This window comes from uncultured Mucilaginibacter sp., assembly GCF_937859865.1.
GTDB lineage: Bacteria > Bacteroidota > Bacteroidia > Sphingobacteriales > Sphingobacteriaceae > Mucilaginibacter_A.
In genome coordinates, this window is sequence record NZ_CALMAT010000005.1 from 25,351 (window position 1) to 50,176 (window position 24,826).

A 24,826-nucleotide genomic window follows, 5' to 3' on the forward strand; every position below is an offset into this window, starting at 1 on the left:
GGGAAACGGCTATCACGAAACGTTTTTTTGCTTAAAAAAAGAAAGGTTAACTTCTTTTCTTCTTGAAAATAAAACAAATAAGGCTTCGGTTATTAATATTAATCAGCGGCTAATGTTACAGATGTAAACATACTTAAATAAATAACAAAACCTAATTTAATGTCGAGATTTTCAAGCCCTCGTTTGAGATTTGATGGGTAAACTTTGATCAAAAAACCGCTATAAAAACAGCATTGTTGTTGATGCTTCTTTTAGGCACATTTAATTATACTTGTATCCGCCAAAACCAATAAAACCAACATGAAAATTTATACCTTATTTTTAACATCCTGTTTGGCCATTGCAAACGCATCGGCACAAACAAAACCGGCCAAAATAGATACTTTGTTTTTTGAAGATTTTAACGGCAAAACGCTCGACCGCAGCCGCTGGAACATAGAAATAACCGGAAACACGGCAAACAATGAGCAACAGGCTTATGTAGATGCCGCTTCAACGCTTTATTTAGTGCACAACAAAAAAGCGGAAGGTGCCAAAAAAGGTGCTTTGGTGATCAAACCGCTTTACCAGCCGGGCTATACCAGCAAAGAGCAAAAACATTATGATTTTTTGTCCGCACGGATCAATACCAGGGCCAAATTTGAGTTTACTTACGGCACTGCTTCTGTCCGCATGAAAATGTCATCCGGTGCAGGTTTATGGCCTGCTTTTTGGGCTTTGGGCGAAGGGAAATGGCCGGATTGCGGCGAAATTGACGTGATGGAAACCGTGGGCGATTCTTCCTGGGTGAGCCACGCGCTGCACGGCCCGGGCTATTTCGGCAACACGCCGTTGGCTTACCGCGCTTTTTTTGATAAAGGAACGGATGTTTCCCAATGGCATGTTTATGCTGTTGACTGGACGCCCAACTCGCTTGTTTTTAAGGTAGATGATAAAGTTACGTACACGGTAACCAAGGAAATGGCAGAAAAATATGGCCGCTGGGCTTTTGACAACCCGAAGTTCATTATCGTAAATTTTGCTTTGGGCGGCGGTTATCCAAATGGTGTCAATAAAATCACTTTCCCATACTTTGGCCTTTCGCAACATAGTGTTGACCTGATTAAAGCCCGAAAAGCAAAAACCCTGGTAGATTGGGTTTTGGTAACGAAAAGCAAACCCTAAAAAGTCGATCCTGAAAATATACCGGTAAAAGAAGCATCAAGAAGTTTTGGTTTGATGCTTCTTTTACCCTATAAATTTTGGTACCAAACGAAAGCGCTTTTTAAATTTAGACAAGAAAAAATACCAATGCTTCTTTTATGCCTATAAAATTGGTGTTGGATATGGTATGGGTTCAGAAACTGCAAAAAAAACAATGATTTTTATATGGTAAAAGAAGCATGGGAAATAAGCTGGACAAAACTTAAACAAGCCCTTAATCTGCCAACGGCAGGCTGAAATAAAAGGCAGAGCCTTTTCCCACTTCGCTTTCTACCCAAATTTTGCCACTATGGCGATGGACAATTTCCGAGCATAAATATAAACCGATCCCAAAACCCGAAATGGTTTGGGTATGTGTTCCTTCTACCCGGTAATAACGGTTAAAAAGTTGTTGAATATCTGTTTCATCAATGCCTATGCCTTCGTCTTTTACGCTTACCTGTGTCTGCCCGTCAAAAGAAATGCAAGCTATATTGATTGTGCTTCCCGGGGCAGAATATTTAACCGCATTGCTGATGAAATTGTTGATCACCTGGCCAATTTTGTCCCTATCGGCAACTACAAAAGTTGGTTCGACGGGGGCAAATATAATTTGGTGGGAAGAAATCATGGTTGCGGTTTCTGCCTCGGTTTCTTTAACCAGGTTGGCCATGTCAAACCGTTGTTTATCAATATAAATTTTGCCCGATTCTAAACGCGAAACGTTTAAAAACCCGTTGATGATGGTGGTCATCTTTTTAACCTGGGTTACAGATTTGTCCAGGGCAGTCAGGATAAACGGGTCTTGAGTTTTCCTTGCTTTGCCTTGCAATACTTGTAGATAAGCATAAATTGTGGTTACCGGGGTTTTTAGTTCGTGGCTTACGATCCCGATAAAATCGTTTTTGCGCTGCTCGTCTAATTTTTGCTCGGTAACATCAATAGACGAGCTGGTGTAGCCGGCAAAAGTTCCGTTGGGATGGAAACGCGGCGAGCCTTTGGCCAGCAGCCAGCGATAGGCTCCTTGCGGGCCCAAAATCCTGAATTCTGCTGTAAAAGGTAGTTTTTCTTTAAAAGCCGTTAAATAAGTGTTAAGATAATGCTCCTTATCTTCCGGGTGGACCAAATCAAACCAGCCATGTTTCAGCAATTCTGAGGTTGGCCTGCCCGTCAAATCTGTCCAGGCCTTATTAAAATAAGTGGAGTTGCTTGCTTCATCGCTTACAGCAATCAAAACATGCGTACTTTCGGCCATTGTACGAAAGCGCTCTTCGCTTTCCACTATAGTCTGATGTGCCTTTACCTGCCCTGTTACTTCCACTGCGGCTTGTATAATACCCACAACCTTACTTCCTTCGTAAAGTGCCCTGTAATTCAAATTAAAGTAACAAATTTCGTCTTTGCCGTTCCTTTTTAAGGTAACTTGTGCTGCCGTTGTACTATAAGGTTCGCCTGTATGATAAACTTGGTATAAAACATCAACAATCGGCTGGCCCCTTAGTTCCGGCAATGCGGCAATAAGCGGCTGCCCGATAACAGCCGTACTTTTACCAAGCATTTGCAGCATTGCTTCGTTTACCATCTCAAATACCATGTCTTCCCCTTTACAAACCAGGATAGGCAAAGGCGCATATTCAATCAGCGAGCGAAACCTTTGTTCACTTTCGTACAAATTGGTGTTCAGGTTGTACAAATCCTCCTGTATGGCCAAAAGTTCTTCATTGGTTGCCGCCAGTTCTTCGTTTGAAGCCGCCAATTCTTCGACGGTAGCTGCCAGTTCTGCCGTACGATCGTTTACCAGTGCCTCCAGGTTTTGGTTGGAAAATTTTAAGGTATCCACCGCTCTGTTCAGTTCCTGATTGGCCGATACGACTTTCCGGTTTGCGTCGTCCAATTGATCGTTCAACCAGTGCAACTGCCCCGAACTTGCTGCCAATGCTTCTTTTGTCAGTACTTTTTCGGTAACGTCATTGGCCAGTTGGATGATGTACTGGATTTCTCCTGCTTCATCCAAAACCGGTGTATGGCTCGGGTCCCAATAACGCTGAATAAACTGGCCGAGGTTGTTTACATTGGGCACATCGTACCGCTGGATTTGCATATAATGCGGTTTCTTGGTCCGCAACACCTCTTGCAAAGAAGCATTGATGTTTTGCATACCATCTGCATCGGGCAAATCGGGGTTATCCGGAAAAGCTTCAAAAATATGTTTGCCAACAATTTTTTCCCTACTGGTTTCTATGGCTGCTAAATAAATATTGCTGGCTGTCAAAATGTACAAATCCGGCGAAAGGATGAGGTACATATTGGGCACCGTTTCCAGTGCTTTAAGCGTTTCGGCAGAAGGAAGTGCAGGTTGAAGCATCAAAAATTATATTAAACGGTAGCTTTGATCGTAAAGTTAGCGGTTTCGGCTATTTCAAACAGAATCCGGCAATTAGCAATAAGCTTATAATCGGAAGAAATGTTAGGATCGAAGTCAAAAAAATTGCCCATAAAAAAAAGCACAACAGCTTGATATGGCTGCCATGCTTCTTTTATGCCTATAAAATTGGTGCGCCGGGTTAAACCGTTTCCGGTATGGTTAGGCCTAAAACTTTGCTGGTTTCTTCGCGGATTTTTCCGGCCAGTTCAGGCTCTTTGCCTAACTTTTTTCCGTAAGAAGGCATCATTTCTTTCATTTTGCTTTGCCAGGCTTCGGATTGCATTTGTGTTTTAAAACATCTTCCAATCAAATCTACCATAATCGAAACGGCAGTTGATGCGCCCGGCGATGCGCCCAGCAAAGCAGCAATACTGCCATCGGCTGCGCTTACCACTTCGGTGCCAAATTCTAAAACGCCTCCTTTTACCGGGTCTTTTTTGATCACTTGCACACGCTGGCCTGCCGTTTCCAGTTCCCAGTCTTCCATTCGGGCAGTCGGCAAATATTCTTTTAAAGCTTCCAAACGGTCTTCCGGCGATTGTCGCACCTGGTCAATCAAATATTTGGTGAGCGGGATATTTTTAATCCCGGCCGACATCATCGGGAAAATATTGTCTGGTTTGATGGACAAAGGCAAATCCAAATAAGAACCGTTTTTGAGGAATTTGGTGGAAAAGCCTGCATACGGGCCAAAAAGCAGTTCGCGCTTGCCTTCGATCATTCGTGTATCCAAATGCGGGACAGACATCGGCGGCGAACCAACCGCAGCTTTGCCGTAAACTTTGGCCTGGTGGCGTTTGATGACCGCCGGGTTGATGCAACGCAGCCATTGCCCGCTCACCGGAAATCCGCCAAAACCTTTTCCTTCTTTGATATTTGATTTTTCCAGCAAAGGCAAAGAACCGCCGCCAGCACCGATAAACACAAATTTAGCCGTCAGTTTTCGGCTTTCGCCGGTGCCCAGGTTTTTTACTTTCACCGTCCAGGAAGCGTCTTTGTTTTGTTCCAAGTCGCGTATTTCGTGGCCATATTCCAAATCAACGCCCTCCATAGTTTTTAGTTTGGCAAACATGGCTTTGGTCAAAGCACCGAAATTAACATCCGTGCCCAGTTCCATCCGCGTAGCGGCCACTTTTTCGTTCGGGTCGCGGCCGTCCATCACTAAAGGCATCCATTCGGCCAACTGCTTTTTGTCTTCCGAATACACCATCTCCTTAAACAAGTGGTGTTTTTTTAAGGCTTCGTACCGTTTGCGCAGGTATTCTACGTGTTTTTCGCCCCAAACAAAGCTCATGTGCGGGATGCTTTTGATAAAATTTGGCGCATCCGACAGGAATTGCTGTTGCAGCAAGAAGCTCCAAAACTGTTTGGATTCCTCAAAAGATTCGGCAATTTTTACCGCTTTTACCGTTTCGATTGATCCGTCAGGCAATTCCGGCGTGTAGTTCAGTTCGCAAAAGGCCGAATGACCAGTTCCGGCATTGTTCCAGGCATCCGAACTTTCGGCGGCGGCGCCATCCAAACGTTCAAATATTTTGATGGTTAATTTTGGCTCCAGTTCTTTCAGCATTACGCCAAGTGTGGCACTCATGATACCGGCACCGATTAAAATGACATCTGTATTTTCAGAAATATTTCCTGATTGATCCATAGTATTTTTTGAAGAATAACGAAGAAAAACAAAGATACATGCAAATTTAAAAAGCAAAGTTTGGAAAGGTAAGCGATTGAAATTTGATCTGCAAATGACAAGCTGTTTTACCTGCTTTTCTGGATGGTTAACAACAAATTTTTGGTTTTGATTGATGCTGTTTTTATGAGGTAAAATTCATTGTGCGATGCAATACACAGATTTTACCTTCGCATAAAACATCCTTTAAAATAAACTCAGGATTTGTAAAGCTAATGTGTCTTTCGGCCTTCCTAAACTTTCGGACTTTACCGACTTCCCAACTTCATCAATACTTCTTTTACCACCTAAAAATCATCAACTATTTTTGGCTGCGCTTGAAGTCCGGCTTTTGATGGCTGCAAAAATAGGCGGGATAATAGAAACCAAAATGATCAGCACTACAACAATCGTAAAGTTCCTTTTCACCACCGGAATCCCTCCAAAGAAATAGCCGAGAAACAAAAATAAAGCAATCCAGGAAGCGCCGCCAATAAAATTGTACAAAGTGTACTTGCCCAGCGGCATTTTCCCAACGCCTGCCACAAAAGGCGCAACCGTTCTAAAAATCGGTAAAAAACGGCTGAAAATTACCGCTTTGCCGCCGTGCGTATCAAAAAAGGCTTTGGTTTTGAGGTAATAATCCAACTTCAATATCTTGTTTTCCGGCTTAAAAACCTTTACCCCAAAATATTTCCCCAGCTCGTAATTGGTTGTGTTTCCGGCAACGGCTGCGGCAATCAAAATCAGCAACAATAAAAATAAATTTAAGCCCGAATTGCCGTGCGCAACCAAAGCACCGGCAGCAAAAAGCAACGAATCGCCGGGCAAAAAAGGTGTAACCACAAAACCGGTTTCGGCAAAAATGATAAAGAAAAGGATCAAATAAGTCCAGCCCTGGTACTGTTGGGTAATATCAATCAGGTGTTTATCAATGTGAAGGATAAAATCAATCAGGTTTTTAATCAGTTCCAAAGTGCGCGGTTTTGTATTTTCAAAAGTAAAAATATTTGGATAAAAGAAGCAGGGTTGCAAATTTACTTTGTTGCCGGTGGCAAATTGTTAAGCAAACTTAGCGCGAAAGCAGAAGTTGTGGTGGTATTGCCGCTGGTGCCGCTGGCATAAAGTGTATAAATTTTGCCGTCGGCCAGCATTTGGTTGGATAAAGCACCCAAACTGCTGCTGCGCACACCGGACATGAAAGCCCGGAATTCGTAAATCCCGACCGGCACTTCGATAAACGAACCAACTTTGGTGTATTTGATTTTGGTAAAAGCATCGGTTCCGTTTAGTTGGATGTCCAGCATCGGGCTGCTGCCGGAAGCATTTACAAACCTGATCCTTGCCCTGCCGGCAGCCGGAAGCTTGCTTAGCGTATCATCAATAAAAATGGTTTTGATGGTGTCTGCTTTTGAAGAAAAAAACAAGGTGTAGCTTTGGTTATTTTCTAAAAGTACGTTTACCGTATCTGTTGCCAGCGCAGTTGGCGTGGCGGTTGGCACGATAGAAACGTTTTTTGTACCGGGCACCGTGCTGATGTAACCACTTGCATTGGGAAAAGCAATTGTTGTCGTGTTGATTTTGGTTCCGTTTAGCCTACAATCAAAAGATAAACTGCCCGGGATAGCGTTGACAACCTGCAAACGGGAATAATTGGTTGGGCTGACCGCCGTATTGCTGCACGAAAAAATAAAAAGGCAAAATACAAGGAGCATCAGGCCTTTTAACAAAAATTTCAAATCACACATGCTGCAAAATTACGTTTTAATACGATGCAACGTTGTACTGCCGCGGTTTAGTATGCTTCTTTTACCGGGCAAAAGTTTGTGTGGACAAAGCTAAAGAACCTGTTCCGTTTACCGTTCCGGCGCTCCAAATGGTGTAGATTTTACTGTTGTCTACCCGAACATTTGGGATGTTGAGCATTGTTTTATTGGTACCGTGTTCGCGCAAAACCAAGTTGTACGTCCCGGCTTTCAATTCGGTATAATTGCCAATCATACCAAAACTTACACTGGAGGCAATTACCGGCCCGTTTATGATGGCCAAATCTGCGGCAGACAGACCGGAAGACATATTGGCAAATTTGATTTTGGCGTTTCCAAAAGATGGCATGCTCAAATCATCTTCCGCAATGGCCGTGGTGGCAACGCCGTTTGCATCAAACACAAAAAAAGTATAGCTCGAATCGCGGACTACTTTTATCGTGTTGGTTGCCAAAAGCGTGTTGGTCAGGTTGGCTTTGATTTGGATGTTCCGCGTGCCGGAAGTAACCGTTTGATAACCGGTAGTGGTGCCAAAAGCCAGCGGAATAACATTGAGTTTGTTTCCCGTCCAGTAAAAATCAATGGCCGGAGTGGTTTTTGTGCTGTTGATCACGATCAGATGCGCATTACCAAGATCGGTGTCGGTTGAAGTGTCTTCTTTGGTGCAGGAAGAAAAGACCAGCAAAAATGCACTGATCAAAACGAAGGCAGTTGCTTTAAGATACGGTTTTGGAGCTTTCATAAACTAAAGTTTGGCCTTGTTAAATACGGCAAGGCCAGGCTTTAGTTACATCAGTTTTCAACAATTTTAGGCATAGCTGTTCAGCATTACCGGCATCACCAGCATCAAAACATCTTCGTTTTCGTCTCCGCCTTGCGGCAATAATAAACCGGCGCGGTTTGGGGTTGACATTTCTAAAGAAACTTCTTCGCAGTTTAAATTTCTCAGCATTTCGATCAAAAAACGGGCGTTAAAACCAATTTCCAAATTTTCGCCTTCGTACTGGCAGGCCAGTTTTTCGTGGGCTTCGTTGGAGAAATCCAAATCTTCCGAAGAAATATTCAACTCGTTTCCTTCCACTTTCAGCCTCACTTGGTGCGTGGTTTTGTTGGCGTAAATGGCTACACGACTTAACGAACCGAGGAAAGACAAACGGTCAATCGTTAGTTTATTTGGGTTGTTGGTTGGGATAACCGCATCGTAATCCGGATAACGTTCGTCAATCAAACGGCAAACCAGATTGATGTTGCCAAATTTAAAGAAAGCGCTCGTGCTGTTGTATTCTACCGAAACAGCTACATCTTCTGATGGCAGCGAAGACTTCAACAAATTCAATGCTTTTTTTGGCATGATAAAAGAAGTACTCGTTGCCGAATATGCATCTTTCCTTCGGTAACGGACTAATTTATGCGCATCCGTGGCCACAAAAGTAAAATGCTGCGGCGTAAGCTGACAGTAAACGCCCGTCATGGCTGGCCGCAACTCATCATTACTTACCGCGAAAATGGTTTTATTGATGGCTTCTGCCAAAACCGAAGCTGGCAAACTAACCGAAGAAGCGTTTTCAACCACCGGGATTTTCGGGAAATCTTCCCCGTTTTCCCCACTTAATTTATAACTGCCGTCGCCTGCTTTAATTTCTACCGCAAAGCTTTTATCATCCACCAAAAACGTAACCGGCTGTTCTGGCAGCGATTTTAAAGTGTCCAGCAAAATACGCGACGGAATGCAAATCCTTCCATCTTCGTTGGTTTCAACAGATAAAGAAGTGGTCATGCTAGTTTGCAAATCGGTTGCCGAAATGGTCAAATTTCCGTCTTTAATCTGGAACAAAAAGTTTTCTAATATCGGTAAAACCGTACTACTGCTCAGCGCACCGCTTACGGCCTGCAACTGTTTAAGTAAGGTTGAAGTAGAAACAATAAATCTCATATAAATCTAAATCTTGTACCAAAAGTAGAAAATTTAAGCCGCATACTTTCTTCTGCGGAAATATTGTTGAAAAATACCGAATAAAAGAAGTATGCCTAGCGGCAGCGCGTTGTTAAGGATTTGCCAGTACAGTTTTCGGGATTTGATTTGCGCACGGTTTAACAATCGGATCTTGATTTCCTTGTTTCTAAGGTTGATCAAGCCGGAATCGTCCGTCATGTAATCGGCAATATTCAGCAAAAAGTTTTTGTTGCCGTAAGTTTGCTGTGTGTACCGGTCAAAACCCAAAGGAAACGGGGAACCATCGGCCTCGTTGATTTGGTTTTTAAAAATATCGCCGTCGCTAATGACGATCATTTTAGTGGGTTTGCTTTGTTGCAGCACATCAATTTTTTCTGTAAATCCTTCGGGGATTGGCCGGTTTTTGAAATCCGATTTAAAACTTCCTTCCAGCAAAACGCCAACTGTTTTTGGCGGGCTTTGAAAAGTTTTCGGGTCAATGTCCTGCTCCACCATTTGCAGCGAAATCAAATGTGGCGTGTTCAGTTTTTCGTTGAACGGGGAAGAAGCCAATAACACTGTTTTTTTAACGCCCGGAACCGCAATCGTATCAATCGTGCTGATAAATTCCGTCCGGATGCCATCCAAATTTTTAACCAAAGGATGCTTGGAAACCGGCATCAGGATTGGATAAAAAAGCCAAGGCAGCATTTGGATTTGCCCTTGCCCGGCCACATTGCCCACGTTTATCGGAATTTGTGCACTACTCATATCGGCAACCAAATCAAAATTTAAGCGGATGCCGTAGCTAAAAAGTTGGTCGTCCAGGTTCAGTTGTTTGTTAAAAGCCAGTTGCTCGCCGCCGTGTCCGCGCATACTGTCCAGTTCGGCCGTAACTGGGTCAATGGTCCATAAAATTCTTCCGCCGTGCATCAGGAATTGATCAATTCTGAATTTCTCCAATTCGGTAAAAGGCTGGTCGGGTTTTGGAACAACTAACAACTTCAACTTTTCCAAACCCGAAAACGGAATGGTTTTGAGGTCAACGCGCCCAACTTCAAAACCATCGGAAAGCGAACGCATGGCATCGTTCAGTTGCAGATCGCTCAATTCGTGGTGGCCTTCGGTAAAACCAATGCGTGGTTTGCCGCCGCTGTTTACTTTTTTTATCGCCGAAGTAAAAGCATATTCCAGGTTTTGGATAGAATTGTTCAGCACTTCTTCCGGCGATAAACCAATGCGCGTTTGCAGCAGTTTCACCGGAATTTGCCTTTCGCCGCTTTTTACTATCGCTGCCGGAAATATAATTTTTTGGGTTAAACCGCTTTCAGTTTTTACGCTGAGGTTGGTAGGTTCAATGCCCTGGTTTTGCAAATCCTGCAAAATTTGTGTTTGCTGTTCTGTATTTGCGCCGGCAAGCGGGTCAACAAAAGTTACTTTTAAACGGTTGTGTCCGAAAGCGTTGTAATCGTCCAGCAAATCCCGAGTGGCGCGTTGCAAACGTTTAAACCCAGAAGGAAAATCGCCCTGCAAAAAAACGGTAACCTCCACCGGCTTTTGCAAACTGTCCATCAAATTGCGTGTAATGGGCGAAAGTGTAAAACGTTTTTCGGAAGTAAAATCAAATCGTGTAAAAAAATAATTCGAAAAAATGTTGAGTAAAAGAAGTATCACCAACACCAGGCCGACTTGCAGCAAATCTTTTTTCTTGCGGAAGCTTACCATTTTCTTCCTCCCAAAACCGTTTTGGTTAACAGTAAAAACAGGCCGATCATGCTTAAAAAGTAAACCAGATCGCGCGTATCCAAAACGCCGCGACTGATGGCCTGATAATGTTCGTTGATACCAAAATTCTGGATTTCGGCATTTTGAAAAGACAGCAAACCACTGAGCGAATCAAAACCACTGAACATAAAAAAGCACATAAAAACAGCAATGGCAAAAGCAATAATCTGGTTTTTGGTGATGGAAGAGGCGAAAATACCGATGGCCACAAAAATTGCGCCCAGCAAAAACAAACCGCTGTAAGAACCGATCACGGCACCAGTATCTAAGTTTCCAACCGGGTTTCCTAACTGGTAAATAGAATAAACATAAACCAAAGTCGGAATCAGTGCCAGCAAAACCAGCAGCAAACAGGCTAAGTATTTGCCCAATACAATCTGCCAATCGGTAATGGGCCGTGTGGCCAGCAGTTCAAAAGTGCCTTCTTTTCTTTCTTCGGCCAAAGAACGCATGGTGATGGCCGGGATCAGGAACATAAACAAATAAGGCGTGGTGTTGAAAAGGCTGCCCAGATCGGCATAGCCATAATCTAAAATGCTGCTATCTGGGAAAATCCACAGAAACAATCCCAGCACCAACAAAAACAAACCGATGGTTATGTAGGCAACCAGCGAGCTGAGGTAAGCAGTAATTTCTTTTTGAAGGATTGTAAGCACCAGACTTTTGTGTGAAAGCCAAAATTATACAAAAACCGGCAAAGCAAAAAGGTTCTGCACGCAAGCACAGAACCTTTTTTTAGGTGGTATATATTAACACCTATTCATTCAGTAAGATCAATTGTCTGATAATTTCAGAAACTAAAAAACTTTTTTAGGTTCGATACTCATACTTAGTAAGTTTCCAGTTGTTATTTCTCTGGTTGTGTAGCTACCATTATTATTAGAAATAATTATAGGTTGATCGAAAGACAAAGTTGCTTCACCAATGAAATCGGAATTTAAAGTAGTTTTAACACTGTAAGTACGTTTCTCAGTTGTAGTAGCACTAGCACCAAATTTTGTACCTACTTTGTTAAATGGGGCAGTTAATTCAAAATTGGTTGCATATGTGGTAGTATTCTCATATGATTGAGTAACTTCTTGAGCGTTATCATTTTCATATACAACAAATTTCCAAGCTGTACCATAATTTTGTAAATCCCAAGGCACTAATTCAACATTTGGGTGATATTCTTTTGGAGTAATTGAAGTAACTTGATAAAAATAGTAAGCGAATTCTTGCCTTAATTTACCTTGTACATCATATAAATCAGTAGGCTTAACACTTATCACTTTACTTAAATCATTTCCGATACCATTTTTCGAATTTATCAAGACAGTTATTGTAAATTCATAATTTCCCTCTGTCCAAAAATAACCATTGCTGCTAGGTCTTCCAATCATTTGACCATCTGTTGATCTTGGATCACCATCTTGATCTGACATTTTTGATATTGCATTAGTCGAAAATTTCATCGATGTAATAAATTCACTATAATTGTTTTTGAATTGACCAACAGGTTGACTGGGGGTTATACCATAATACACATAATCTCTTTGCCAATCTGTTCCAGAATTATATGCGTTGATATTAACTGCGTCAATACCACTTGCATCAGTAACTCTGCTTGGTTTTACTTTATCTGTAATTACTTTTGAATTAATGTTATCGAAAGCTTCATCAGCAAAACTTAAAACTAAACTACCGTCGTTATACACTATAGGTGATTTTGAATTTGTTGAACTTGAAGCTTTGCTTGTTGAAGTTGTATTTGAACCCACAACTACTCTTTCGTTCAGCTTTATTAAGACTAAAGGAAAAGCAGGAATCTCATTTGGCGCAATTGCTACTTCTTTACCTTGGTTATCATAAAATGAAAAACCTTTATTCAAAGCGTTTGTAGCGGCTACCACAGGAACTTCTGTATCTGCGTTCCAACTTTCAGGAGAAAAATTAACTAACGTTGGAACAAATATTGTTAACAAGGGAAGCTTTTGTTCAATTGTTTCCAATTCTGCTTTTGATGAGGCAAAACGAATTAATTTTTCATGAAGTGTTTCCAAATTATTTATTTTTTTGTCTTTTACCATTTGATATAAAATATCATGGTCATTATCAAATTGTTTCAAGCTCTCTTCTTTTAAGAATGATCGTAAAGGAGCATCGTTTTTAACAGCCTTAGCCAAAATATTTGCAAAGGTGATTTGTAATTTGTTTACTTCAGAGTTACCAGAAATAGCGTTTTCAGAAATACTGCTTTTTGAAGTTAAATCTTTTTTACAAGATTGTACAAGAAAAAGACAAACACAAACGAAAATTGATAATAGAGTAGATTTTTTCATTTTTAATTTAAATTTTAGTGAATAATATTTATAGTCATCCAAATTTAGAAAAAAGTTAATTTTATAAGGTTTATTAAAAATTAAGTTTTTGTTAAGTTTTTGTTAAGTTTTTGTTAAGAGTTATTTAGAGCCTGTTTAAATTTAAATCATAAAATTTTGCAATGCTTCTTTTATGCCTATAAATTTGGTGTGCTTAGATATTTTACCAAAACAAAAACCACAAAAAGACAATGATTTTTAGGTGGTAAAAGAAGCATTGAAAATGAGTTTAACAAAATTTAAACAGGCTCTTAAAATAGTGCTTTACAACTTTGCATTATTTAATAAAACAAAAAAGTTCTGAACCTAAACTCAGAACCTTTATTTTTTGATAATAAAGAAGCTTAAAATTTGTAAGCAACACGGAGTGCAAGCTGATCTAACTGTCCGTTTTGCGACCAGCCTTCGTAACGTATTCCCGCATCAATTGCAGATTTACCAATCAACGGAATGGAAACACCAATACCCGGTGCATAAGCAAAAGCAGTACCATGCCCGCTTAAAGTACCATAACCAACTGTTGATTGTTGTATACCTATTGCTGCACCGATCTCACCTCCAACATAAAATACCGGACTCACGTAATATTTACCACCGGCTTTTAGAGGAATATAACCAGCAGGTTTTGCTTTTATACCAAAGGCATTTAATGCGTTTTTTACATTATCCTTTAAATAAAAACTGGTGTAACCGGCCGTTGCGGTAATGGCAAATTGTGGCGTAGCCGGGATTTCGATCTTACCGGAACCACCGAACCCTACATTGTACAGGTTTTTTGCATCGCCGGTTGGTGCGCCCAATTCTAAACCGACACTAAATTTTGTTGGCATTGCTGCTTTTTTTCTTTTGGTTGTGGTACGTTGCGCTGAAACGGCAGAAGCTGTTACGGCAACAATGGTGAACATTAAAAATAATTTTTTCATTTTCATAAACTGGATTTTAAATGGAAAACAAACCCAAAAAGCATACCTTTTTTGTGCCTTCTTTTTCGATGCTGTTTTTACCGGGTTAAATTTAGTACGGCTTACAAAATGGATTGGATGCTTTTTTTGTTTGCCTAAAATTTGTTTCCCGCCTTTAAATACTAATTGTCAGTTGGTTAATTTAATGAAGATTTTTTCCAACGATTGGTTTTGGTGCTGCTGGTACAAATTGGAAAGTGCATCATCGGCCACAATTTTTCCTTTGTTGATGATGATGACCTGGTCGCAAATTGCCTCTACTTCCTGCATAATATGGGTTGATAAAATCACAGTTTTGTTTTTGCCCAGATCTTTGATCAAACTGCGGATGCCGATCAATTGGTTTGGGTCCAGGCCGGAAGTTGGTTCATCCAAAATCAAAACCTGCGGGTTGTGCAAAATGGCCTGCGCCAGGCCAACGCGCTGTTTGTAGCCTTTAGAAAGCTGTCCGATCTTTTTTCGCTGTTCCGGCCCTAAACCGGTTTGCTCAATCACTTCGGCGATCCGTTTTTCCGGCTCGTGGATTTGATGGATGGAAGCCACAAAATGCAATGCTTCTTTTACATACAAATCCTGGTACAAGGCATTACTCTCGGGCAGGTAACCAATTTGCCGCCGCACCTGCAATGCTTCTTTTACCGTATCAAAACCGTTGACCGTTGCCGTACCGGAAGTTTGCGGGATAAAGCAAGTCAAAATTTTCATCGTGGTCGATTTCCCGGCACCGTTTGGGCCGAGAAAGCCAAGCACTTTTCCTGGTTCTGCGGAGAAAGAAATGGCATCAATAGCTTTTTGTGTGCCGTAGGTTTTAGAGAGGTTTTGGACTTGGATGCTCATAAATGGCTATTAGCTTTAAGCTTTCGGCTATCAGCTTCACCGAATGATAACTCCGTCAGCACTAAGTTCAAGAAAATCATAACTTTCAAAAAGTGATTCTATCAAAGCCAAATTGTTTCTAATCAAATCGAATAAAATCCGATTTCTGGTATTACCTGTGGTTATCAGTAAAAGTTTCGAAGGTTTTTTGTACATTACATGAGCGTAATAAAAGTCATAATCTTTAGTGATCATTATGCGACTTTCTTCATCAGCAAAATCTATAATAATATTGTCTGGAGTAAGTGTTCCGATCAATAATTCTCCGACGTGTTTAGTATTATAACCTTTTTGCTTCAATATTTCACATAATAATGGCGAAATGTGTGCATCAATCAGAAACTTCATGCAAGAACTGCAGAAACAAATTTTACCCGAAGCAATTTCGCTGCAAAAGCCAAGCAAGCTAAAATATCTTCTTCTTGCAATTCTGGAAAATCTTCTAAAATCTCCTGATTAGTCATTCCGGAGGATAACAAATCTAAAATTACTTCTACCATGTACCTTCTATTACGGATCGTTGGTTTACCATGACAGATTTCTGGATTGATGGTAATTCTGCTTAACAGCTCTTTTTCGTTCATGTTCTCTTCTTTGAATATTGCTTCACGAAATTACACACTTTTTACATATTTATTTCTCATAAGTTACCATGATTTGCTCAAACTACTTACTAGATATTCACACATCTTTCACATCTTTGCCCCCGTTATGAGCAAAAACAACGACGAGCTTTTCAAAAACGTGATCGCCCATGCCAAAGAGTATGGCTTTGTGTTCCAGTCCAGCGAAATTTATGATGGTTTGAGTGCAGTTTATGATTACGGCCAGTACGGTGCCGAATTGAAAAACAACATCAAAACCTATTGGTGGAAAGCGATGGTGCAGTTAAACGAAAATATTGTAGGCATTGATTCTGCTATTTTTATGCACCCAAAAATTTGGGAAGCCAGCGGACACGTGGCAGGTTTTAACGACCCGATGATTGATAACAAGGATTCTAAAAAGCGTTACCGGGCCGACCAGTTGCTGGAAGATAAGATTGCGAAATACGATAAAGAAGGCAAAACCGACAAAGCAGAAACGTTGCAGTTGGCCATGGACGACGCTTTAAAAGCTGAAGATTTTTCCCGGTTAAAAGAACTGATTGAAGAACATGAAATTGCCGATCCGGTTTCGGGAACGCGGAATTGGACAGAAGTCCGGCAATTTAACTTGATGTTTTCCACACAATTTGGCGCGATGGCAGAAGGTTCTGATCAGGTTTATTTACGACCAGAAACTGCTCAAGGGATTTTTGTCAACTTTTTAAACGTGCAGAAATCAGGAAGAATGAAAATTCCTTTTGGTATTGCACAAATTGGAAAAGCTTTCCGCAACGAAGTAATTGCCCGTCAGTTTATTTTACGGATGCGCGAATTTGAACAGATGGAAATGCAGTTTTTCATCAAACCAGGAACCGAAATGGAATGGTTTGCGCATTGGAAAGCAGCACGTTTAAAATGGCATTTGGCTTTGGGTACTTCGCCCGAAAAATACCGTTTTCACGACCATACCAAATTGGCACATTACGCCAATGCGGCCACGGATATTGAATTTGAGTTTCCGTTTGGGTTTAAAGAAGTAGAAGGAATCCATAGCCGTACTGATTTTGATTTATCTCAGCATGAAAAATTTTCCGGCAAAAAACTGCGTTTCTTTGATCCGCAGGAAACCGACAAAGAGAAACAAAGCTACGTGCCCTATGTGATCGAAACTTCCATTGGTTTAGACCGCATGTTTTTACTCACGCTCATCAACGCTTACGAAGAACAGGATTTAAGCGAAGGCGATAAAAAAGACAGCCGCATGGTGTTGAAGTTTCCTCCTGCTTTGGCACCGATCAAAGCAACCGTGCTTCCTTTAACCAAAAAAGATGGTTTGCCCGAAAAAGCACGCGACATTATGGACAAGCTGAAACTGGATTTCAATTTACAATATGATGAAAAGGATTCGATCGGCAAACGTTACCGCCGCCAAGATGCGATTGGAACACCGTTTTGTATCACCGTAGATCATCAGACTTTAGAGGATAATTCCGTAACCATCCGCCATCGCGATACCATGGTGCAGGAACGGGTAAATGCTGATGATCTGGAAAAAATAATTGGCGATTTGGTAAGCTGGAAAAAGGTGTTGGCATAGGTTGAATTACAATCGTTATATTTGGTAAAAGCAAAAACTGATGGAAAACTGGAAAGCAAGAATTACGATAAACCCTGAACAATGCGGCGGACGACCTTGTATTCGTGGCATGAGGATTCGGGTAATTGATATTTTGGATTTGCTTGCTAATGGACTTACGCAGAACCAGATTGTAGAAGAATTGCCAGATTTAGAATTAGCCGATGTGGAAGCTGCTGTAAAATATGCTATAAGTAAAACGAACCACCCGGTAATCACTTCATGACGATTTGGATAGATGCACAAATTTCTCCTGCAATTGCTGCTTTTGTAAACCGTAATTTCACTGGTGTTGAAGCGAAATCTGTTCGGTCTTTAAATTTGCTCAACTCTGATGACGTAGAGATATTTATGAAAGCAAGGGCAGAAAATGCAATCATTATGAGTAAAGATGTTGATTTTTTAAATTTGCTCGAACAATTTGGCGTTCCTCCTCAAATTATATGGATTACTTGCGGTAATACCTCTAACACCTATATGTGTAATATTTTGCAACTTGCTTTAGAACAAGCGTTACAAATACTAACTGCTGGTGAACCGATGGTTGAAATAAGCAATATGATTAAATAATAAAAACCAAACCCATGTTTACACACCACGTTTTCTTCTGGCTAAAAAATAAAATCAGCGATGCCGACCGGGAAGATTTGTTAAAAGGCTTGCAAACTTTAGCAGCTATCGAACCTAAAAACCTGATCCATATCGGCATAAAAGCAACTACCAACCGGCCAGTGATTGATACTTCGTATGATTTTTCTTTATTGTTGATTTTCAACAATTTAAAAGAGCAGGAAAGTTACCAGGTGCATGCGGTACACCAGGAATTTGTTAAAAACTGCCAGCACCTTTGGGAAAAAGTTACCATTTATGATGCTGTTGATGCTGCTTGATGCTTCTTTTACCATACAAAAAACGCGCTCCCAAAAATCAGGAACGCGTTTTTTATGCCATAAAAACAGCATCAATGGTTAACCGGATTGTCCGGCCGTTTGATGGTTCCGTTGATGTATAAAATCTGGTCAACTTTTTTCGGGTCGCCCTGGTAAACCCAACTGATGTTGCCGACGTAACGGCGGAAAGCCGTATTCACTTCGTCCGGCGTTAGTTTTTTCACGTCATCTGCCAAAGTTAAAGAGCGTTTCCAGTTATCGTGCAAAACTTCGTTAGCTGCGATGGATGAAGCCTGTGCACTGTTGGTTTCCTGTTTATAGTAAAAGCTGGTGAGGAAGGTAGTTTTCATATCTTTCACTTCGGCAGCATTAAAACCTTCTTTTTTAATCCGTTCTACCAATTGGTCAAATACCTTAATATAAGCATCGGGTTGCGTTGTAGAAACCACAAAACGGGCAGAAGCTGTAGCGCCGCCGCTAAAATAAGCACTCGGCGCGTAAGATAAACCGTTGTTGGTGCGCACGTCCAGAAAATGCTTGTCGTAAAAAATACGCATAGCAACCTGGAAAGCGTCAAAATCAGGCGTTCCGGGCTGCGGCCCACTGGTAATGCCTTCGATATAATTGGTCGCCAATTCTTTTGGCGTTGCGGTAAAGGTGTTTTTATAAATGCGGAACGATGATTTTTTAAGGGTAAAAGAAGCACCGGGTTTAATGCCGTCCAACATCGCTTTTACTTTGTTTTCAATTTCGGATTTATCCAGATCGGCAACTACCACAACCAACATCCGGCTACGCGTTAAAATAGATTGGTAATAAGCTTTGGTAGCAGCCGCCGTGAAACTTTGCAAAGATTCAACCGTTCCCATTGGGTCTTTGGCGTAATCGCGTCCGGCAAAAGCAACCTGTTCTGCAAATTTATTAATGGCGGCATCCGGCCGAGAGTTTTGTGCTTTCAAATTATTAATGGCATCCTGTTTTACACGCGCAAATTCTTTTTCATCAAACCGCGGCTGGGTCAAAGCATCAACATAAAGCGGCCAAACGGTATTAAAATCGCCTTTGATGCAGTTCATCCTAAACACGGCGTAATCCTTGCTGGTGTAGCCGTAAACCTGCGCGCTCACTTTGTCCAGCTTGTTTTTGAAGCTGTTTTTATCATCGTTTTTTGTGCCGCATTCCGTTAAGGCCGACATGGCCAATGATTCAATCCCGGTTTTATCTGCCGCATAGTTTTGAACGCCGCCTTTCAAAACGGTTTGCACTTCTACAATATCGTTTCCGCTGGGCTGTACAATTACTTTTACGCCGTCAACCGTCATTTCGTAAGCTGGTTTTTGGGCTTGTGCCAGATTAAATAACCAACCGGTTAAAAACAGCACGATCAGGGTTTTTTTCATGAGGTTTTGTGTGAGGTTATTTAGGTGCAACAAAAAAGGAAGAAACATTGGCCTGCTTGTTCAATGCCGCGTTTAAAACAATGCCTGCCACAACCGGCTTTTTAATAATGTAAGTGCTCAGGAATTTTTTAATATCGGCACGCGTTACTTTTTGGTAATTTTTTTCCAGATCAGTTGCATAATCCAACGATGTGCTGCACCAATGGTAACTTAACTGGCCGGGCAAACTGGATGGTTTTTCTTTCCGGCTGATATCATTTCGCAGTAAAATCGCTTTCGCATCTTCCAATTGCTGGTCGGTATAATAATCCGGGCTGGCAAAAAGCGCAATCTGGTGGTTCACTTCATCAAAACATTCTTTTAGTTTAGTAGGGTTTGGCACGATGTCCATTTCTATCGGGCCGGTATAGCGCGCCGTAGAATAATTCAGTCCTGCATTGGTAGCCAGCCCTTTATCAACCAAAGCTTGTTGCAGTTTGGATGAATTTAAACCAACAATCGTTGAAAAAACATCGGCAGCCAAAGTAGCGGCAGAATCCGTTCCGGCAGAAGGGCCTTGCCACGAAAACATCATATAAGGCGTTTCGGCGATAGAAGATTCTTTCACAAAAAAAGCAGGCTTGCTTAATGGTTTAAAAGGCGGGATCGGATACTTTTTCTGCGGGTCTTCTGCTGCCGGAGTCCAGCTACCGAAAATAGTTTCGGCCATTTTAAAAGCGTCATCATGGTTTACATCGCCGCAAATCGTCAGCAAACTGTTGTTCGGCACGTAATATTTATCCTTGATGATCATCATTTTGGCCGGCGTTGCCGTGTTGATAATTTCGTGGATGCCAATTGGGTTTTTCCGCGTGATCTGGTCTCCCCACAAATACTTTTGCGATTCGTGCCATAACTGAAAATCCGGATCGCTTTCTGCCCGCTGAAACTCGCCGTCAACCACCGGCCGTTCCTTTTTCATATCTTCTTCCCGGTAAATCGGAAAACGGATGGCGGCATTCATAAACCTTAAACCGGCATTCAGGCTGTCTTTATCAAACGTAAAAAAATAATTCACACGTTCTACATCAGTCGTCCCGTTCCAGATTGCGCCCAGTTCCTGCGTACGTTTCAAAAATTTTTCCTGCGTCGGATAATCTTTGTTCGCCTTAAAAAACATGTGCTCGAACAAGTGCGAAAGCCCGCTGTATTCTGGTCCTTCCGTGTAAGCGCCGTTTTTTACGGCAATCTCAATGGTGGTTAGCGGAACTTTTCGGTTTTCAATCACCACAACCTGCAAACCATTGGGCAATTTTTTCCAGTAATAATTTTCGGGCAAATGCGGGTCGCTGGCAAGGCATACTGTTTTTAGCAGGCAAAAAAGCAGCAAGCCCAATAAATGTAAAGATTTTGTTTTCATGTAACTCGATTTTAGGAACGGAAATTATTAATTTTTTTTCAGAAACAAACAGGCAGGTTTCAATAAAAGCAAGCTTTTCATCCATCCGGTATAAACTTGTTAATCCATACCAAATTTACTGTTTTTATGCCGGTAAAAACAGTAAGTTTTTTAACGTAAAGTAATTTGAAAACAGGCTTAATTTTTTTGAAAAACCAACGTAACTAACTGAAAATGTACACGTATAACACTTCACCAACCAACAAAACCAATGAAAAGATTTAGCTATTTCTACTTGTTTGCCATCTTAGTAGTTGCTGCCACTTATGCTTATTTACTTTTAACTTATTTCTGGATTATGACAGCCTTTATCGTTGCTTCAAGCTTGTTTAGTTTTATGGTTTTTTTAGTAAAAACCCGTGTTACAAACACGGTTACAGACGAACTGTACCAAGAACAACCGATTGATTTTTATAAAACCGAAACCAGGACAAGCTATTACTTGAACACGGAAGAATCGTACTTCGATAAGGACTTGTCTTTTTTTGATGAAGAGCTTAAACAGGCCAACGCCAGCTAAACAAAGCAGCGCAAAAACGGCCTGATAAAACAACAAGCCCATACTGTTTTTATCCTGCAAATTTTAGCGGCAGGAGCAATTTCAAGCCGATCAAAAAGCAGCTTTTTTGCAGAAGTTTTTTCTGCCGAAGCTGCTTTTGTGTTTTGCCCCGGTCTGGCCGCAAACGCACATACTGTTTTTACCGGTATATTTTCTATTTTGATAAATCCTCGTAATTTTAAAACGCCAATTAGAATTACCTGATGAGATTGATTTTTTGTTGTGACAGATAACCTGCTTTTTATTGATACCGAAGCTTCCGGCCTGCCTAAAAAATGGAACGCACCTTATTCTAAAGTCAATAACTGGCCGTTTTCCGTCCAAATTTCGTGGCTGGTTTATAACCCGCAAGGCGGTTTGATCAAGCAGGAAGACCATTACATCAAAGACGACGATTTTAAAATCACGCCTGCTGCCCTCAACATCCATGGCATTACGCGCGAGTTTTTGAACCAACACGGGCAGCCGCGCTACCAGGTGATGCAGTTGCTGGCTAATGATATTTTAAGTTACCAGCCTTTGCTCGTTGGCCATTTTATGGAATTGGATTACCACGTTATCAGTGCCGATTTTTTTCGTTCGGGCGTAGAAAACCCGGCCGTTAATGCCAAAATGTTTTGTACCATGCTGGCAACGAAGCAGTTGGCGCGCAACCCGCAAAGCAAATACCTGCGTTTGGGCGATCTGTACGAGTGGTTGTTTAACCAACCTTTAATGCACCAACACAATGCATTGGTGGATGCCAAAGCCACCTCCGAATGCTTTTTTGAACTGACAAAAAGGGGCGAAATAGACGACGAATACATTTTAAAACAGCAATCGCTTAAACATGACGAGCCACCTTTAAACCATTTTATTGGCTGGGCTTTGGTAATTTTGATCGTTTTAATACTCATCATTTTAATTACCTACCGTGGAACCACTTGAATTTTTGCAAAAAACCGCACCTTTTAATTTACTGTCTGCCGAAACTTTGGCCAGTACCGCGCCGCAACTGCAAAAGGTAACTTACGATAAAGAAATGGTGGTTTACCAGCAGGAAATCACCAAGATGAAAGGCGTGGATTTGATTGTTTCCGGCGGGTACGAATCCTTTTTTTACGATAATACCCACAACCGGCGGCTGGTTGAAAACCACAGCCAGGGTTTTTGCTTTGGCGGTCAATCCATCTTGCTCAACCGAAACCGTTCTTTACGCACCGTAATTGCAAAAGAAGGAACGGTGGTTTACTTTCTTCCGCGCAAAACCTTTAAAGCGCTTTGCCAAACTTTTGATGATTTTTTCCAATTCTTTACCATTGATTTTGGCCGAAGGATGATGAACGAAGAATTTGCCAACTTTTTTAAAAACCCGGCTGCTTTTGCCGAAACGCATCTCGCTTCTGATCAAATCTATTCTAAAAAAATCATTGATATTGAGCAACGCGCCATTGTTTCCTGCCCCGCCGATACGCCGGTTTATTTGGCAGCAGCGCAAATGGCGCATGCCAAAGTAAGCTGTCTTTTTGTTACCGATCAGGAAAAAATTGTTGGTTATGTTACCGATATCACCATCCGCGACAATGTAGTGGCCAAACAGGTGAATGCCGCAACGCCGATTGGGGAAGTAATGGATGCCCCAATCCTGTCTATCAATGCACATGCTTTTGTTTACGAAGCTATTTTGATGATGTTCCGTACCCAAACGCGTTATTTGCTGACGGAGGAAAACGGAAAATACATCGGTTTTTTAAGCCGGAACAAATTGCTGAGCGACCAGGCGCAATCGCCCCTGGTTTTTATCCAGTCGGTAAAATCTGCCGTATCGGTTAAGGAGTTAAAGCAAAAATGGCAGCGCGTGCCCATGTTTGTAACGCAATTGTTGGACCGCGGCGTAAACGCAGAAATTGTAAACCAGGTAATCACCACGATTGCTGATACGATTGCGCTAAAAGTGATCGAATCGGTCATATCCGAATTGGGAGAACCGCCGGCAAAATTTGTTTTTATGGCTTTGGGAAGCGAAGGCCGAAAAGAACAAACTTTAAAAACCGACCAGGACAACGCCATCGTTTACGAAGACAAAGCCAACGAACACCGCGAACTGGTGCGCGAATATTTTTTAATGTTTGCCGATATTGTTTCCGAGCGTTTAAACAGCATCGGTTTTAGTTTTTGCACCGGTGGTTTTATGGCGAAGAACCCGAAATGGACACATTCTTTATCGCACTGGAAACGAAATTACACCGAGTGGATGGAAGAATCCGTTCCGGAAACGATCATCAATTTTTCTACTTTTTTTGATTGCCGTTTTATTTACGGTGATATCACAATCATGAACGACCTGCAATCGTTTTTGGACGAAGCCCTGAAAAAACCGATGGAAAAAGTATTCTTCCACATGGCCAACAACGCATTGCAATACGAGCCGCCGCTTACTTTTTTTCGTAATATCCGGACGATTACGCGCGACAATTTGGAAGTTTTTGACATTAAAAAAGCCATGACACCGATTGTAGATTTGGTTCGGATCTACGCTTTAAAAAACCGCATTTTTGATGTCAACACCGGCGAACGTTTAAAAGCCTTGCACGAAAAAGGCGTTTTCACAGAAACCGAATTGAACGAGCTGTTGCAATCCTACTATTTTTTGATGAGCATGCGGTTGAAAAACCAGGCCAACCAAATCATCCACCAAAAATCGGAACCCAACAATTACATCCAGATCAGCAATTTAACCACCATTGAAGAAGCAACTTTAAAAGAAATTTTCAAGATTATTAAGAATTTTCAGTTGGGGATCAGGGTGCGTTTTACCAATCGTTTGTTGGGGTAAGGTTAATTCAATTTGCCCTTCAATTTCAACTGAAAATATTAACGTCTCTTAATTAAGCCTGTTTAAATTTTGCTTGATTTATTTTCCATGCTTCTTTTACCACCTAAAAATTAAAGCGTTATGTTTTTATCATGCCGGGCTTGTTCCGGCATCCTGATGATTGGCCTGTTGTTTTGTCCTGAGAAATCCTGCATCAAGTTAGGATGACAGTTCAATACTTCTTTTACCACCTAAAAATTGGCAAGTATTTAATTTTGGTTTATTTAAATTGATGCAAACACCAATTTTACAGGGTAAAAGAAGCATTAGATATTTCTTGCATTAAAATTTAAACTGGCTAAGAAGCTGTTTAAATTTTGTTTAAGTTATTGGCAATGCTTCTTTTAGCACATAAAAATCATTGCCTTTTTGTAGTTTTTGTAACAGTAGGATATCCGGGCGCACCAATTTTATAGGCATAAAAGAAGCATCGCAAAATTTTATGCTATAAATTTAAACAGCTTCTTAGCTGGACTTTAGCCAAATCAGGCGGCACGGGCTAAT

The 24,826-nt window shown here is 41.3% G+C and carries 23 protein-coding genes; 8 read left to right on the forward strand and 15 right to left on the reverse strand.

The genetic code is table 11. The features are described 5' to 3' along the window. Nucleotides 1-300 precede the first annotated feature (300 nt). Nucleotides 301-1,164 (forward strand): glycoside hydrolase family 16 protein, encoded by an 864-nt coding sequence (locus Q0192_RS00570; RefSeq protein ID WP_299284491.1) that lies wholly within the window; start codon nucleotides 301-303, stop codon nucleotides 1,162-1,164. A 253-nt stretch (nucleotides 1,165-1,417) separates the two neighbouring features. Here Q0192_RS00570 and Q0192_RS00575 read toward each other — a convergent pair whose 3' ends face one another. The 13 genes from Q0192_RS00575 to Q0192_RS00630 all read right to left on the reverse strand — a co-directional run bounded on the left by Q0192_RS00575 (nucleotide 1,418) and on the right by Q0192_RS00630 (nucleotide 15,542). After that, nucleotides 1,418-3,547, reverse strand: a complete 2,130-nt coding sequence (locus tag Q0192_RS00575) for a PAS domain S-box protein (protein ID WP_299284494.1) — start codon at nucleotides 3,545-3,547, stop codon at nucleotides 1,418-1,420. 199 nt (nucleotides 3,548-3,746) lie between these two features. Next, the gene (locus tag Q0192_RS00580) at nucleotides 3,747-5,258 is read right to left on the reverse strand and encodes a malate:quinone oxidoreductase (protein ID WP_299284497.1); all 1,512 of its coding nucleotides are present in this window, start codon (nucleotides 5,256-5,258) and stop codon (nucleotides 3,747-3,749) included. Between the two features lie 336 nt (nucleotides 5,259-5,594). Continuing rightward, the gene (locus tag Q0192_RS00585; protein WP_299284499.1) at nucleotides 5,595-6,251 is read right to left on the reverse strand and encodes a DedA family protein; all 657 of its coding nucleotides are present in this window, start codon (nucleotides 6,249-6,251) and stop codon (nucleotides 5,595-5,597) included. A gap of 62 nt (nucleotides 6,252-6,313) precedes the next feature. Then, nucleotides 6,314-6,991: a DUF4397 domain-containing protein gene (locus tag Q0192_RS00590; protein ID WP_299284501.1), complete on the reverse strand. Its 678-nt coding sequence runs from the start codon at nucleotides 6,989-6,991 to the stop codon at nucleotides 6,314-6,316. 94 nt (nucleotides 6,992-7,085) lie between these two features. Then, on the reverse strand, nucleotides 7,086-7,784 hold the full coding sequence (locus Q0192_RS00595) for a DUF4397 domain-containing protein (protein WP_299284503.1): 699 nt from the start codon (nucleotides 7,782-7,784) through the stop codon (nucleotides 7,086-7,088). A gap of 66 nt (nucleotides 7,785-7,850) precedes the next feature. Continuing rightward, complete coding sequence (dnaN, locus tag Q0192_RS00600) at nucleotides 7,851-8,975, reverse strand: DNA polymerase III subunit beta (protein WP_299284505.1); 1,125 nt, start codon at nucleotides 8,973-8,975, stop codon at nucleotides 7,851-7,853. Nucleotides 8,976-9,008: 33 nt separating this feature from the next. Then, nucleotides 9,009-10,700 carry a gliding motility-associated ABC transporter substrate-binding protein GldG gene (gldG, locus tag Q0192_RS00605; protein WP_299284507.1) on the reverse strand — a complete coding sequence of 564 codons (1,692 nt, stop codon included), beginning with the start codon at nucleotides 10,698-10,700 and terminating at the stop codon, nucleotides 9,009-9,011. Beyond that, a complete protein-coding gene (gldF, locus tag Q0192_RS00610; protein ID WP_299284510.1) occupies nucleotides 10,694-11,416 on the reverse strand; it encodes a gliding motility-associated ABC transporter permease subunit GldF in 723 nt (240 codons plus the stop codon). Before gldF ends, gldG begins: the two co-directional genes overlap by 7 nt. Nucleotides 11,417-11,557: 141 nt before the next feature. Then, the gene (locus tag Q0192_RS00615; RefSeq protein ID WP_299284513.1) at nucleotides 11,558-13,081 is read right to left on the reverse strand and encodes a hypothetical protein; all 1,524 of its coding nucleotides are present in this window, start codon (nucleotides 13,079-13,081) and stop codon (nucleotides 11,558-11,560) included. Nucleotides 13,082-13,464: 383 nt separating this feature from the next. Beyond that, a complete protein-coding gene (locus tag Q0192_RS00620) occupies nucleotides 13,465-14,043 on the reverse strand; it encodes an outer membrane beta-barrel protein (RefSeq protein ID WP_299284516.1) in 579 nt (192 codons plus the stop codon). A 168-nt stretch (nucleotides 14,044-14,211) separates the two neighbouring features. Then, complete coding sequence (locus Q0192_RS00625) at nucleotides 14,212-14,919, reverse strand: ATP-binding cassette domain-containing protein (RefSeq protein WP_299284519.1); 708 nt, start codon at nucleotides 14,917-14,919, stop codon at nucleotides 14,212-14,214. Between the two features lie 36 nt (nucleotides 14,920-14,955). Further along, complete coding sequence (locus tag Q0192_RS18695; RefSeq protein ID WP_366518124.1) at nucleotides 14,956-15,306, reverse strand: DUF5615 family PIN-like protein; 351 nt, start codon at nucleotides 15,304-15,306, stop codon at nucleotides 14,956-14,958. Continuing rightward, complete coding sequence (locus Q0192_RS00630; RefSeq protein WP_299284521.1) at nucleotides 15,303-15,542, reverse strand: DUF433 domain-containing protein; 240 nt, start codon at nucleotides 15,540-15,542, stop codon at nucleotides 15,303-15,305. Before Q0192_RS00630 ends, Q0192_RS18695 begins: the two co-directional genes overlap by 4 nt. Nucleotides 15,543-15,669: 127 nt before the next feature. Here Q0192_RS00630 and Q0192_RS00635 point away from each other — a divergent pair, with 127 nt between their 5' ends. Genes Q0192_RS00635 through Q0192_RS00650 form a run of 4 tightly spaced genes read left to right on the forward strand, consistent with a single transcriptional unit; the run spans nucleotide 15,670 to nucleotide 18,071 of the window. Further along, on the forward strand, nucleotides 15,670-17,142 hold the full coding sequence (locus Q0192_RS00635; RefSeq protein WP_299284524.1) for a glycine--tRNA ligase: 1,473 nt from the start codon (nucleotides 15,670-15,672) through the stop codon (nucleotides 17,140-17,142). A 40-nt stretch (nucleotides 17,143-17,182) separates the two neighbouring features. After that, nucleotides 17,183-17,407, forward strand: coding sequence for a DUF433 domain-containing protein (locus tag Q0192_RS00640; RefSeq protein WP_299284527.1), 225 nt, complete (start codon nucleotides 17,183-17,185; stop codon nucleotides 17,405-17,407). After that, nucleotides 17,404-17,751, forward strand: coding sequence for a DUF5615 family PIN-like protein (locus Q0192_RS00645; protein ID WP_299284529.1), 348 nt, complete (start codon nucleotides 17,404-17,406; stop codon nucleotides 17,749-17,751). The genes Q0192_RS00640 and Q0192_RS00645 overlap by 4 nt, the downstream gene beginning before the upstream one ends. Before the next feature lie 14 nt (nucleotides 17,752-17,765). After that, on the forward strand, nucleotides 17,766-18,071 hold the full coding sequence (locus Q0192_RS00650) for a Dabb family protein (protein WP_299284532.1): 306 nt from the start codon (nucleotides 17,766-17,768) through the stop codon (nucleotides 18,069-18,071). A gap of 71 nt (nucleotides 18,072-18,142) precedes the next feature. Here the strand turns inward: Q0192_RS00650 and Q0192_RS00655 are convergent, their stop codons facing one another. After that, nucleotides 18,143-19,471 (reverse strand): pitrilysin family protein, encoded by a 1,329-nt coding sequence (locus Q0192_RS00655; RefSeq protein ID WP_299284536.1) that lies wholly within the window; start codon nucleotides 19,469-19,471, stop codon nucleotides 18,143-18,145. A gap of 16 nt (nucleotides 19,472-19,487) precedes the next feature. Then, nucleotides 19,488-20,870: a pitrilysin family protein gene (locus Q0192_RS00660; RefSeq protein ID WP_299284539.1), complete on the reverse strand. Its 1,383-nt coding sequence runs from the start codon at nucleotides 20,868-20,870 to the stop codon at nucleotides 19,488-19,490. Nucleotides 20,871-21,120: 250 nt separating this feature from the next. Here Q0192_RS00660 and Q0192_RS00665 point away from each other — a divergent pair, with 250 nt between their 5' ends. From Q0192_RS00665 to Q0192_RS00675, 3 genes are all read left to right on the forward strand, one after another. Further along, entirely contained in the window at nucleotides 21,121-21,429 is a 309-nt protein-coding gene (locus Q0192_RS00665; protein WP_299284542.1) for a hypothetical protein, read from the forward strand. 261 nt (nucleotides 21,430-21,690) lie between these two features. Then, on the forward strand, nucleotides 21,691-22,395 hold the full coding sequence (locus tag Q0192_RS00670; protein ID WP_299284545.1) for a 3'-5' exonuclease: 705 nt from the start codon (nucleotides 21,691-21,693) through the stop codon (nucleotides 22,393-22,395). Beyond that, nucleotides 22,382-24,283, forward strand: a complete 1,902-nt coding sequence (locus Q0192_RS00675; protein ID WP_299284547.1) for a DUF294 nucleotidyltransferase-like domain-containing protein — start codon at nucleotides 22,382-22,384, stop codon at nucleotides 24,281-24,283. Before Q0192_RS00670 ends, Q0192_RS00675 begins: the two co-directional genes overlap by 14 nt. Nucleotides 24,284-24,826: the final 543 nt, after the last annotated feature.